Raw genomic sequence first — 13,050 nt, forward strand, 5'->3', positions numbered from 1 at the left:
ATGTATTCTTTCTGATAGTAGAGAATACTTTTATGAGGCTGTAAAAATAAGCATTTTGAATTTATATCTTATGTGATCTAATTTAAAATAATATTAAATGTTTCAGTGATATATGTAAATACCTTTTAATCTTTTATTTGTTGTTTGATGTTACCCATTCCAGAACATCACCAAATCGATAATTTTCCAAATAAGCAAAGTGTTTTTCCTGTTTCAATTTTAAACGGGTGAAAATGGGCGTGTTTATGCCGCATAAAAATTTTGCGAGCAATTCATCAGTTAACAGATCACCAAACTTATTGATGGCAGTTTCGCACAATTCCATATAATTATACTCAGGCAGACTTTTTAGCTGGTGTGATTTTGCAATTTTCACAGAACCGGAATTGCATACCGAGCAGTGCCCGCATTTTTCCCATTCGGGATATTCTCCAAAATAGTTGGCCATATTTTTACTGATGCAGGTTTCCGATTCGAACAGACTTAGCATTTCCCGAATTCTGTTGACTTCAACTGCTTCTTTCTTTTTAAAACTGTCGTAAAGTTCTTGCGCCACAGTATCGATATCAAAATCCGGATTTGTTACGGCAAAAACATCTACCATTAGTTTTGCTTCCAAATTGATTAATTCCTTCGAATCAAAATATTCCAAAGCAGAAACAATTCTATTTCTATCTGTCGAATAATTTTGGCAGATGGTGTCGAAGTTTACTGTGATCCATTTTCTGGCTTTTTCAGAATGATCGAAAATTGCCTGAATAAATTTCTTTCGTTCTCCTTGGAACTTTTCCACGATACTTTTTTCATCATTGTTTAGGCTAAACCGATAGTCTGCAAAGTAACTGTACTGAGGTTTTATAATTCCTCGTATCTCCATGTAAACCAGTAGGGTTTTGATTGGAAGAATACGTATGTTACTATGTGCAGGAAGTGTATTTAACTTGACTTCCCAGCTTGTTTTAGCCTTTTTTATACGGCTGAGAATTTCTTTTATGCCTGATAGGGCAGGAGTATCTCCAAATATGAAATTCTCAAGCACATTCACATTGTCATGATTTGCCAAAACAATACAATCTGATTTTTTACCATCGCGGCCTGCCCGTCCAATTTCCTGAGAATAATTTTCTGTCGATTTTGGAAGATCGTAATGAATTACATAACGAATGTTCGATTTATCGATTCCCATTCCAAAAGCAATTGTTGCAACCACACAATTTACTTGATCTGCCATAAATTGATTTTGGATTTCTTCACGGTCTTCACTTTTCAATCCTGCATGATATGCTTTGACCGTTATTCCTTTAGAGGATAATATACCTGCAACCACCTCTGCTGTTTTTTGCTGTGTTACATACACAATTCCACATTCATTTTTTCGGGGAAGCAGTAATGAAAGTAATTTATTGTTTTTTTCAGATTGAATAACCGGAACAACGTTTACATCTAAGTTTGATCGGTAAAATCCTGTAACTGTTACGTTCTCTTTGGCAATGGCAAACTTTTTAGTCATGTCTTCAATAACCTTGGGAGTTGCAGTTGCGGTAAGCAAAAGCACTTGTTTGGCACGAAAAGCATCACGATAATCTGGCAGTTTTAAATAATCCGGTCTGAAATTGTGACCCCATTCTGAGATACAATGAGCTTCATCAATTACCAGTAAGGAGATTGAAATGTCTTTCAGAAATCTGCGAAAGCGTTCATTTTTAAAACGCTCGACTGATATCATTAAAATTTTGTGTTGTTTGGCACGGATGCCATTCATGATATCCTGTTCTTCCTCTTTCAAGAGAGATGAATCGATTCGGACTGCAGATATATTTTTCGATTGCAGAAAATCTATTTGATCTTTTATTAAAGCCAATAAAGGGGAAACCACCACTGTAAGTTCCGGAAGTTGGAGAGCGGGAAGTTGGTAACAAAGAGATTTCCCCGATCCGGTTGGGAAAATAGCTATTGCTGATTTTCCTTCCAGTATGGTAGAAATAACCTCTTTTTGTCCTGGTTTAAAATCAGAAAATCCAAAATTGTCTTGTAAAAGATTGTGTAACATATTCTGCAATTGTATATTGAAAAAAAAGTACATGAATACACACAAATTGTGCATTTATATCATGGATAAAAGCTCATAGATTTGTAATGAATATCGAAATTAATCAAATAAAAATACATTTATGGAAAATTTAGGAAAACTAATTTTACGACTATCAGTTGGTGGTTTGATGTTGTTTCATGGAGTGCAGAAATTATTGGATGGTATTGGCGGAGTGAAATTCTTGATTGTTAAAACAGGTTTGCCCGAAATGCTTTCATACGGAGTTTATCTGGGAGAGTTAATTGCACCACTTCTTTTATTATTAGGCACATACACAAGAGTTTCAGGTTTGATAATTGCCCTGACGATGTTGGTATCTATACCAGCAGCTTACCCCGATGGTATTTTTCATTTGAATGAATACGGAGGCTTGGCAATTGAATTAAATGCAATGTATTTATTTGGAGGGCTTGCTGTAATGTTTTTAGGATCAGGCAAATATAAACTAATTAAGCAAAATGGATTTTGGAAAGAATAAACTAAATTGGTGAATCAAAAAATATAAGCTTGTATATTCAGACATACAAGCTTATATTTTTTGATCTTAACAGACAATTTCGTTAATTTGCATCGCAAGCGACATAAATAAGAAATATGGACAATTTAGCTAACAAAGAGTTCAATCCTCTCAAACTTGAGAATCAATTATGCTTTACTATATATGCGGCCTCGCGGCTCATGACAAGACAATATCAGCCTTATCTTGATCAGCTTGGGATTACCTATCCTCAGTATTTGGTTTTTTTGGTTTTATGGGAGAAAGACGGGATTGGTGTTAACGAAATTGGATGCAAATTGTATTTGAATACCAATACATTAACGCCGCTTTTGAAACGAATGGAACAGCTTTCTTTTATTAAAAGAACAAAGTGTTGCCAAGATGAAAGAAAGGTTCGCATTTATCTTTCAGAAAAAGGAAAAAACCTAAAAGAAGAAGCTAAAAATATTCCCTTGGAAATGGCAAAATCACTTAACTGCAGTGTTGAGAAAGCAATGTGTTTGAAAAATGAATTGGAAATATTAATTAATCAAATGCTTAAATAGAGCATGTGTTATCTTGCTAAAATCACATCCGTTTTTGATTCATATCCGTTTGCACTCACACATGAAGTTTAGTAGATGTTAAAATTCATCACCAGTTTACTTAGAAGAGAACAAAAATATTCCGAAGTTGGGAAAAAGCTGCTAAAGCTTGCTTTTCCGATTATCGGCTCGTTTCTTTTGCACATGACCTATAATCTTACCGATATGATTTGGGTGGGATATTTGGGAAGTGGAGCTGTGGCAGCAGTTGGTTCTGCAGGTTTCTTTCTACAGCTGGGTTGGGCAATGGCTTCGATTGTAACAGTAGGTGCAAATATAAAAATCGCACATTCGGTGGGTGCCGAAAATATGAATGTGGCAGGAAGATATTCAACCGCTGGATTATGGGGAATTGGTGGTATTGCCATTCTATTTACTTCTGTATTTTTAGCCATTCCGGAACAATTCATTGTTTTTTTTCAAATGAAAGATGTTCATGTTAATGAAATGGCCGTTTCATATTTGGTGATAAGTTCCTTTGGAATTATTATCAGTTTTGTGAACCTTTTGTTTATCAGTATTTTTAATGCTCATGGTAAAACAAAAATCTCCTTTAAGGCCAGTGTTATTGGAACTTTGGTGAATATTGTACTTGATCCATTATTGATTTTTGTATTTAATCTGGGAGTTGAAGGAGCAGCAATAGCGACAATAATTGGTAGAACATGCAGCCTGATGTATTTCAATTTTGTCTATCAAAAATTTGACACCATTTATTTCAAAGGCTTGTTGCCTTATGCAACTAAATTAAAAAGTTTATTTGAGGTTGGAATGCCTGCTGCGGTGCAGCGAATTTCTTTTTCGGTGATATACATTTTTCTTGCCAGAATTATTGCAGATTGGGGACCAAATGCGATAGCTGTTCAGAAAATTGGTGTTCAAATTGAGTCGATTACATTTATGATTGTTGGAGGAATTATGCAAGCTGTAACTATTATGGTTGGGCATAGTTACGGGGCAAAAAATATTACCGAGGTTCCTAATATTCATAAAGCGGGTTTGCGATTATCCCTGGCCGTAGGAGCTGTAACTACAATGATTTTCTTGATTTTCCCTAAAACATTATTTTCCATTTTTGTGCCTGAGGCAGAAAGTATAGCAATGGGTAAGGACTATTTAATGATATTGGCAGCATCGCAGTTATTTATGTGTTTGGAAATGATTAGTGCCGGTGTTTTTAATGGTCTTGGAAAAACTAAAATATCAGCTGCTGTAAGTGTAATATTTACTTCATTACGACTGCCTGGGGCTTATTTTCTTGGTTTTTATACGGTCTTAAGTTTAAATGGAGTTTGGTGGAGCATCACTGGAAGCAGCATATTAAAAGGCATTGTTCTTTACTTTTTATTACGAACATATTTTAAAAATAATACATTTGGTAAATTCTGATATATGGATCATCTTATTAATAATATCAACGAAGCGCTTCGGTTAGAAGGGATTCGTGAGAGCTTGAAGAACGGTAAATTTGGCATTGAAAAGGAAAATGTGAGAGTCGATTACACGGGTAAGATGGCTACGACACCACATCCGGGAATTTTGGGTGATAAATTTCAGAATCCTTTTATTACAACTGATTTTTCGGAAAGTCAGGTGGAGATGATAACACCTCCTTTGCATAGTATTGCTGAAGTTCATGGTTTTTTAGAGACTTTGCAGGATGTAATTTCTGAAAATTTAACCGATGAATTACTTTGGCCGCAAAGCTTACCTCCTTTATTGCCTCAGGAAGAAGAGATACCAATTGCTAAATTCGGAGAGAAAGGAATTCATAAAGAGAAATACAGAGAGGAATTGGCCAACCGATATGGGAAGGAAAGACAGATGCTTTCCGGGATTCACTTTAATTTTTCTTTATCAGACAGGTTAGAGCGAAAGTTGAAAAAGGCGAATCATTGCAACAGCGATTTGGAAAGCTTTCGTGAGTCTGTTTACTTAAAAATGGTTCGGAATTTTATGCGGTACCGATGGATGCTGATCTGGTTATTTGGCGAAAGCCCGATTTCTGATCCTTCTTTTAAAATGAAATCGTTAAAAACAGGAAAAAAGAGTTTCATGAGCTGTGGAAATGCGATTTCGATTCGAAACAGTTCCATGGGATATAGAAATATAGAAGAGTTTTATGTCGATTTTAACAGCCTGGAGGATTATAAAAAGTCTGTGTCTAACTTGATTCAAACTGGTAAAATATTGGCAGGAGAGGAGCTTTATCTTCCTATTCGGTTAAAATTCGATGAAAAGAGCAAAAAAATATCACATCTGGAAGTACGTATTCTGGATTTAGATCCCTTTGAAAAATCGGGAGTATCTAAAAATAGATTGTATTTCACACATTTATTTCTGTTGTATTGCTTATTCACCGCCGAAAATGATAAGTACAATGAAGCCGTCCAAAAGGTGGCTGCCAATAATCAGGATTTGGTTGCATGTCATGGTTTGAATTCCGAGCTAATGCTTATGAATTTTGATGGACAGGAAACTTGTGCAAAAAAGATGTTGAACGAATTATTTTCTGACATTACTGATTTTGCAAGAACAGCCGATTTAATTAATGATTCTGATTATCAGGGATCTCTTGCCGAGATTTCAAATTTTATTGAAAATCCTGATCAGCGAACTTCATTTAAAGTAAAACAACGAATTGTAGAGGAGGGCTTTATTAATTTCCATTTGAACAAAGCTAAGCAGTACAAGGAAGAAAGTGAGATGAGTAGTTTTCGCTTTCATGGATTCGAAGATCTGGAATTGTCTTCTCAATTACTTATGAAGGCCGCTTTACGAAGAGGAGTGGAGTTTACTATATTGGACCGATGCGAAAATTTCATCAGTTTAAGCCAGGGAGATAAAACGGAATATGTAATGCAGGCTACCCGAACATCATTAGATAACTATTCAAGCGTTTTAATGATGGAGAATAAGCTGGTAACGAAGAAAATTCTTGAAAAAGGTGGAATTAGGGTTCCTGCCGGATTAGATTATCAGGATGCCAGACAAGCACGTTCTGATTTTGATTTGTTTGAAGGAAAAGGGATTGTAGTAAAACCTAAATCGACAAATTTTGGCTTAGGAATTACCATTTTAAAAGAAAATAAAGACGAGGAGGTTTACAAAAGAGCTGTTGATATTGCTTTTGAACACGATGGAAGTATCCTTATTGAAGAGTTTATTTCGGGTAGGGAATTCCGATTCTTTGTAATAAACGGTAAGGTGTGTGGTATTTTGCACAGAGTTCCGGCCAACGTAAAAGGAGATGGTGAAAAAAACATTCGCGAGTTGGTCGAAATCAAAAATCAGGATCCTTTGCGAGGAAAAGGATATCGGACACCGCTTGAAAAAATTCGGTTGGAAGAGGCTGAAGAAATGTTCTTAAAAGAACAGGGTTTATGTTTCAAGAGTGTTCCTAAAAAAGATCAGGTAGTTTACCTGCGGGAGAATTCAAACATAAGTACCGGTGGCGATAGTATTGATTATACGGACGATATTCATCAGTCATACAAAGATATAGCAATAGAGTCGTCAAAAGCTCTTGGTGTTCAGATTACAGGTTTGGATATGATGATTGAGGATGTGAATCAGCCGGCAGCAAAAGACAATTATGCCATAATTGAAATGAATTTTAATCCGGCAATCCACATTCACTGTTATCCTTACATAGGTAAAAACAGACAGCTGAATGAGAAAATTTTGGATTCATTGGGATTTTGATGCCATCTGAAAGAATTGAAATTATTGAGTTTATGTTGCAGGACAATGTTATAGAATAGCTAATTTCCAGAGCCTCAAACTGCAATTTATCTTATATTTGTCTATGACTTTAATTAAGGCGAAAATATTCATTTTTGATTATTGTCGTTTGACTTGTAAATACAAAATTTAAAATATTATATCATGTCCGATTTTCATTATCAGAAACCATTTCCGATAACAAAGGATACTACCAAGTATCGTTTGCTAACAACAGATTACGTTTCAACTGTTGAAGTTGATGGAAGAAAAATTTTAAAAGTAGATCCGAAAGGACTTGAAATTCTTTCGAAAGAAGCATTTTCAGATGTATCTTTTTACCTGCGTCCTGCTCATTTAAATAAATTGAAGACAATTCTTCAGGATAATGAAGCATCAGATAATGATCGTTTTGTTGCTCACACGATGTTGTTGAATCAGGTGGTTGCTGCTGAAGGAGAATTGCCTACTTGTCAGGATACAGGTACTGCAATTGTTGTAGCAAAAAAAGGGGAAGATGTTTATACCGGAGCAGATGATGCTGAGCACCTTTCTAAAGGAGTTTACGATACTTATCAGGAAAGAAATCTGAGATACTCTCAGGTTGTTCCTTTCTCGATGTTTGAAGAAAAAAATTCTGGAAACAACCTTCCTGCTCAAATTGATATTTACGCAAACAAAGGGAATACTTACGAATTTTTATTTGTAACCAAAGGCGGCGGATCAGGAAACAAAACTTTTCTTTATCAGGAAACCAAAGCTCTTTTAAACGAAAAGAACTTAACCACTTTTATAACAAATAAACTTCGTGATTTAGGAACTTCAGCTTGTCCTCCGTATCATCTGGCATTGGTAATTGGCGGCACTTCGGCCGAAGCAACTTTGGCTACGGTGAAGAAGGCTTCTGCCGGATATTACGATCATTTGCCAACCGAAGGTAACGAAGGTGGTCAGGCATTCCGCGATTTGGAATGGGAGAAAAAAATAGAAGAGATTTGCCAAAAGAGTGAAATTGGAGCTCAGTTCGGGGGTAAATATTTTGTTCACGATGTAAAAGTAATTCGTTTGCCTCGTCACGCAGCTTCTTGTCCGGTTGGTTTGGGTGTAAGTTGCAGTGCCGATCGTAATGTGAAAGCTAAAATTACCGAGGAAGGAATCTATTTGGAAGAATTGGAAAGAAATCCATTTCAGTATTTGCCAAAAGAAGCTCCGCATTTGAAAGAGGCTGTTGAAATCAATTTGGATCAGCCAATGGCAGATATATTGAAAGAATTGACCAAATATCCAATTAAAACAAGATTAAGTTTAACAGGAACTTTGATTGTTGCCCGTGACATAGCTCATGCGCAAATCAAACAAATGTTGGAGGAAGGAAAAGAAATGCCGGAGTATTTCAAGAATCATCCTGTATATTACGCCGGACCCGCAAAAACTCCAAAAGGAATGCCTTCAGGAAGTTTTGGTCCGACAACTGCAGGACGTATGGATTCTTATGTTGATCTTTTTCAGAAGGTTGGTGGTTCTATGGTAATGGTGGCCAAAGGGAACCGTTACAAATCTGTAACTGATGCCTGCAAAGCAAACGGAGGATTCTACTTAGGATCAATTGGTGGCCCTGCAGCAGTATTGGCGAAGAACAGTATTAAATCTATCGAGGTGATCGATTTTCCAGAATTAGGAATGGAAGCAGTTCGTAAAATCCGTGTGGAAAATTTCCCAGCATTTATTATTGTTGATGATAAAGGAAACGACTTCTTTGCAAACATGTAAATTGAAGTTCTCAAACAAAAATATAGGGTGATCCATTGGATCACCCTTTTTTAATATCTCTATAATTCAGGCTTTTTTCTGCTTTCTTTTTTTTGTGCAAGAGCCTGTTTCTCTTCTAATCTTTTCTCTTTCGAAGCTCTTGTTGGTCTGGTTTTTTTTCTAGGTTTTACAGGAGTTAAAGCAATTTCAATCCATTGATAAAACTTTTGGATTGCTATTTCTTTATTTTGAACCTGAGAACGTTCTGTTTGAGCAGTTACCGATAGTATACCCAGATTATTGATATGATGATATAATTTTAGAAAGATGATTTCCTTTTCTTTTTTCGTCAGTATTTCTGACTCGAAAACAGAAAACCGAAGTTCAACTTTAGAATTAACTTTGTTCACATTTTGCCCGCCCGGACCACTACTCCTCGAAGTAATGAATTCCATTTCTTTCGTTAAATCTTTCGTGAATTTAAATTTAGTTTCCATAGTATGGCAAATATAAGTCAAAAAAATAAATCTGAACAAACTAAATTCTAATGTTCTCAGTTAATTAATTTACTAAAAGCAATTATGAGGGATAAAAAAATGCCACTTCGAAAAGTGACATTTGATTTTATGGTACAAATTTATTTATGGTAATTTATTCGGGCAATCCGTAAGTATCAACAATAAAGTCGATATCCTTATCACCTCTGCCACTTAGGTTTACCAAAATAGATTGTTTCGGATTTGCTTTTGCCAGTTTCAATGCATACGCCACAGCATGTGCACTTTCCAGTGCAGGAATTATTCCTTCCTCTCTACTCAATTCATAAAAAGCATCAATACATTCTTTGTCTGTAATAGAATGATATTCAGCTTTGTTCAGATCTTTAAGCATAGAATGTTCAGGTCCGACACCAGGATAATCCAATCCGCTGGCAACAGAATATACAGGATCAGGCTCGCCATTTTCATCCTGAAGAAGATAACATTTGAATCCGTGTATTACTCCTGGCTTGCCAAAAGTTAGAGTTGCTGCATGTTCTCCTTTATCAAAAGAACGTCCGGCAGGCTCTACGCCATGCAATTTACACTCATCATCTTCTAAAAAGGCCGAGAAAATTCCCATTGCATTACTTCCTCCACCAACACAAGCAACAATATTATCCGGCAGTTCTCCGGTCATTTCTTGAAATTGATCTCTTGCTTCAATTCCAACTACGCGTTGAAATTCGCGAACCATCATAGGAAATGGATGCGGTCCTACGACAGATCCAATGCAATAAATTGTATTAACCGGATCTTTAAGGTAAGCCATAAAAGCAGAATCAACTGCTTCTTTTAATGTCTTTAGTCCATGAGTTACCGGTACAACTGTTGCTCCAAGAATTTTCATTCTCACTACATTTGGATGTTCCTTGGCAATATCGACTTCCCCCATGTGAATTTCACATTCCAATCCAAAATAGGCGGCAGCAGTGGCTAATGCAACTCCATGTTGGCCGGCACCGGTTTCAGCAATCAGCTTTTTTTTGCCCATGTATTTGGCTAAAAGAGCTTCACCCATGCAATGGTTTAATTTATGCGCTCCTGTATGATTTAGATCTTCGCGTTTCAGATAAATTCGTCCACCATATTTATTGGATAGGCGGTTACAGAAATAAACAGGAGTGGGACGACCCTGGAAGTGCTTACGTATGCTTCTTAGTTCTGAGATAAATTCGTGAGATTTACTAATTGAATAGTAAGCCTCGTTAATTTTCTTCATCTCTTCTTCTAAAACTTCAGGAATATAGCTTCCTCCGTATTGGCCGAAATTTCCTTTTTCGTCAGGATAGGCTTTGAAATAATTCGTTGACATATTGGTAAATATTTTGGTTAATGATAGTTCTATTTATTTTTAATTGCGTGTGGTTTTCAGTTTAAAATAAAATAACCGGATCCATAAAGATGTATCTCCAGAGTCCGGTTATTATTTGTGTCGTTCAATTTCTTTTCATCTCCAGCCGGGAATACTATTGGAAAAGATTATAGATTACTCGCACCCCGATAAGAAATTGCCAAAATTAAAAGACAAAAACAAAGATAGAAAAATTAGTCCATTTGATTCGTACGGGATATGTTCAAAATGATCCTATTGTATCTAAATAGTGTTTGGATAGATAATTTGCATTGCTATTGGGGTGGGATATTTGTAAATTGAGTAGAATCAATTCAAAATAAGTTAAATCAAAAATGGAGGTTGTGATGAATGAAATCAAAGTGTCCCCTAAAGATAGGGTAGCTTTTGTAAGTGGAGCTAACAGAGGAATTGGGAGAGCAATAACCATTGAGCTACTCGAAAAGGGGGCAAAAAAAGTGTATGCGGGAGTACGGAATTTAAAATCTATGGATGATCTTAAACCAGAGTATGGGAATCGTTTGGTTCCGATACTTTTAGACTTAAGGGATGATCGATCAATTATTAGGGCTGCAAAATTAGCGAAGGATGTTGAAATCTTAATTAATAATGCTGGTGTTTATGAATCCGGAGGATTCTGTTCGGATGAAACATTAGACAGTATGGCTGTAAATTTTGAAGTAAATGTTTGGGGTTTGGTAAAGTTGACTGTTTCTTTAATAGACTATTTAAAACAGAGGGAAATAGCTGCCATTGTAAATACTTCTTCGCTGTTGGGCTTGGCTAGTATGCCAATTGCAGGAGTATATTCTGCCTCGAAGGCTGCCGTTCATAGTATTACACAAGGCTTGCGCGGAGAATTGTTTTTGACTAATATTCTTGTTATGGGAGTATATCCTGGACCTGTCAATACTGATATGACAAGAGATCTGGAAATGGAAAAAGATTCTCCTGTAAATGTTGCCAGAGAAATAGTAGAAGGATTAATTAAGGGTAAAGAATATGTATTTCCGGATGTCATGTCGAAACAGGTTGGAGAATTGTATTTGACTGAACCAATAACTGTTGAAAGACAATTTGCCCATTTTATTTCTCAGGAAGAAGAAGTATAAGGTTTGTAAGAGATAAAGATTTAACAGAGGCTGCAGAGCCTCTTTTTTTGCTATATAGCTTTGTTAGTAAAGGCCGGTAATATTTGCGTAATGAGAATATTCTCATTATATTTGTTAAAAATAAATCCCTATGCCAAGAAAAATCAGATTGCGAAAAGTTGTGGAACCACCAAGATTTAAGGGGTACAGACCCTTTGGTGTAAATTCTAAGAGTCGGAAATCAATTGATTTGCTTTATGAAGAATATGAAGCATTGAAGTTAGCAGATTACGATTTGTTAAAACATGATGAAGCTGCTGGTTTAATGGGCATATCGAGGCCGACTTTTGCGAGAATCTACGAAAGTGCCCGAAGAAAAATTGCTGCAGCATTGGTAGAAGCAAAGGAAATAAGAACTGTTTTTGGGAATGCAGTTATGGATAAGAATTGGTATTTGTGTTCAAAATGCAATGCAAGATTTAATATTCCGGAAACTATGGACAAAGAAACTTGTCCGGCTTGTAATTCCAAACACATCGAATTAATTAATAAATAAGAATATGAAGACAATTATTACATCAACGGGAAATCAATTGAATTCAATTTTTGATTTGCGGTTTGGAAGAGCAGGCTGGTTTTGTTTGTATGATGATCAATCAGGAGAAATTAGTTTCATTGAGAATGAAAATATCAACTCGCAAAGTGGAGCAGGAACCAAAACTGTTGAAAAGGTGGTCGAACTGGGTGCTCAAAAAGTAATTTCAGGTGATTTTGGGCCTAAAGCAAAAGAATTGCTTGAAAAGTTCAATATTCAAATGGTGTTGCTGCAAGATGATAATAGCACAGTGCAGCACATTATAGACAAATTGAAATCTTAAAATAAAATGTTATGCCACATTTGGATGGAAAAGGACCCGAAGGAGAAGGTTCAAAATCGGGAAGGGGACTAGGACAATGTTCTGAATCTGACCAAAACATTCTATTGGAGAAGTTAGGGAAAGGTTTAGGTTTGAAACGAAAAAGTGGTTGCGGTAAAGGGCAGGGAAAAAGATTGAAAAGTAGTAAATCAATTTAAAAAAGGAGGTTGAAATGCCAGGTTTAGATCGAAGTGGTCCGGAGGGAAAAGGTGCCCGAACCGGAAGAGGAATGGGGCGTTGTAACAGCAGCAAGAAAATGTACAGTGAGACAGAATTTAAGGATGAAACCATTGAAAGAGGCAAAGGACAAGGATTTGGTTTTGGACGAGGACGTGCCGGAAGACTAAGACTTCGCCGAAGGAAAATAAATGATTAGATATTTATTCCTTGGTTTCATAAAAAATGCATCCTGATTAGTAAGAGGCATAAGGGTCTTGTTGATTTTATTCTTCTTGAATAATATCAATAGCTCTTGTGCTGTATCTGATACAAAGAATAAAAT

Annotated in this window: 13 protein-coding genes; 10 read left to right on the forward strand and 3 right to left on the reverse strand. The window is 36.1% G+C overall.

Features of this window, described 5'->3' with window-relative positions:
* Positions 1–133: 133 nt before the first annotated feature.
* Positions 134–2,050 (reverse strand): RecQ family ATP-dependent DNA helicase, encoded by a 1,917-nt coding sequence (locus GQR60_RS02750; RefSeq protein WP_124991462.1) that lies wholly within the window; start codon positions 2,048–2,050, stop codon positions 134–136.
* A gap of 121 nt (positions 2,051–2,171) precedes the next feature.
* Here GQR60_RS02750 and GQR60_RS02755 point away from each other — a divergent pair, with 121 nt between their 5' ends.
* The 5 genes from GQR60_RS02755 (at position 2,172) to GQR60_RS02775 (ending at position 8,668) form a co-directional block, all read left to right on the forward strand.
* Positions 2,172–2,570 carry a DoxX family protein gene (locus GQR60_RS02755; protein WP_124991463.1) on the forward strand — a complete coding sequence of 133 codons (399 nt, stop codon included), beginning with the start codon at positions 2,172–2,174 and terminating at the stop codon, positions 2,568–2,570.
* Between the two features lie 116 nt (positions 2,571–2,686).
* Complete coding sequence (locus GQR60_RS02760; protein ID WP_124991464.1) at positions 2,687–3,136, forward strand: MarR family winged helix-turn-helix transcriptional regulator; 450 nt, start codon at positions 2,687–2,689, stop codon at positions 3,134–3,136.
* A gap of 75 nt (positions 3,137–3,211) precedes the next feature.
* Positions 3,212–4,564: an MATE family efflux transporter gene (locus tag GQR60_RS02765; RefSeq protein WP_124991465.1), complete on the forward strand. Its 1,353-nt coding sequence runs from the start codon at positions 3,212–3,214 to the stop codon at positions 4,562–4,564.
* Positions 4,565–4,567: 3 nt separating this feature from the next.
* Positions 4,568–6,880, forward strand: a complete 2,313-nt coding sequence (gene gshAB / locus GQR60_RS02770) for a bifunctional glutamate--cysteine ligase GshA/glutathione synthetase GshB (RefSeq protein WP_124991466.1) — start codon at positions 4,568–4,570, stop codon at positions 6,878–6,880.
* 183 nt (positions 6,881–7,063) lie between these two features.
* The gene (locus GQR60_RS02775) at positions 7,064–8,668 is read left to right on the forward strand and encodes a fumarate hydratase (protein ID WP_124991467.1); all 1,605 of its coding nucleotides are present in this window, start codon (positions 7,064–7,066) and stop codon (positions 8,666–8,668) included.
* A 59-nt stretch (positions 8,669–8,727) separates the two neighbouring features.
* On the opposite strand, the gene arfB is transcribed toward GQR60_RS02775, so the two are convergent.
* Positions 8,728–9,144, reverse strand: a complete 417-nt coding sequence (gene arfB, locus GQR60_RS02780) for an alternative ribosome rescue aminoacyl-tRNA hydrolase ArfB (protein ID WP_124991468.1) — start codon at positions 9,142–9,144, stop codon at positions 8,728–8,730.
* Positions 9,145–9,298: 154 nt separating this feature from the next.
* A complete protein-coding gene (gene trpB, locus GQR60_RS02785) occupies positions 9,299–10,501 on the reverse strand; it encodes a tryptophan synthase subunit beta (RefSeq protein ID WP_124991469.1) in 1,203 nt (400 codons plus the stop codon).
* A 386-nt stretch (positions 10,502–10,887) separates the two neighbouring features.
* Here trpB and GQR60_RS02790 point away from each other — a divergent pair, with 386 nt between their 5' ends.
* The 5 genes from GQR60_RS02790 (at position 10,888) to GQR60_RS02810 (ending at position 12,924) form a co-directional block, all read left to right on the forward strand.
* On the forward strand, positions 10,888–11,652 hold the full coding sequence (locus GQR60_RS02790) for an SDR family NAD(P)-dependent oxidoreductase (RefSeq protein ID WP_160463397.1): 765 nt from the start codon (positions 10,888–10,890) through the stop codon (positions 11,650–11,652).
* A gap of 130 nt (positions 11,653–11,782) precedes the next feature.
* The gene (locus GQR60_RS02795) at positions 11,783–12,187 is read left to right on the forward strand and encodes a DUF134 domain-containing protein (RefSeq protein WP_225441317.1); all 405 of its coding nucleotides are present in this window, start codon (positions 11,783–11,785) and stop codon (positions 12,185–12,187) included.
* A 4-nt stretch (positions 12,188–12,191) separates the two neighbouring features.
* A complete protein-coding gene (locus GQR60_RS02800; protein ID WP_124991471.1) occupies positions 12,192–12,509 on the forward strand; it encodes a NifB/NifX family molybdenum-iron cluster-binding protein in 318 nt (105 codons plus the stop codon).
* Positions 12,510–12,520: 11 nt separating this feature from the next.
* Positions 12,521–12,706 (forward strand): DUF5320 domain-containing protein, encoded by a 186-nt coding sequence (locus GQR60_RS02805; RefSeq protein ID WP_124991472.1) that lies wholly within the window; start codon positions 12,521–12,523, stop codon positions 12,704–12,706.
* A 14-nt stretch (positions 12,707–12,720) separates the two neighbouring features.
* The gene (locus tag GQR60_RS02810; protein WP_124991473.1) at positions 12,721–12,924 is read left to right on the forward strand and encodes a DUF5320 domain-containing protein; all 204 of its coding nucleotides are present in this window, start codon (positions 12,721–12,723) and stop codon (positions 12,922–12,924) included.
* Positions 12,925–13,050 lie beyond the last annotated feature (126 nt).

This window comes from Labilibaculum euxinicum (assembly GCF_009795715.1).
Taxonomy (GTDB): domain Bacteria; phylum Bacteroidota; class Bacteroidia; order Bacteroidales; family Marinifilaceae; genus Labilibaculum; species Labilibaculum euxinus.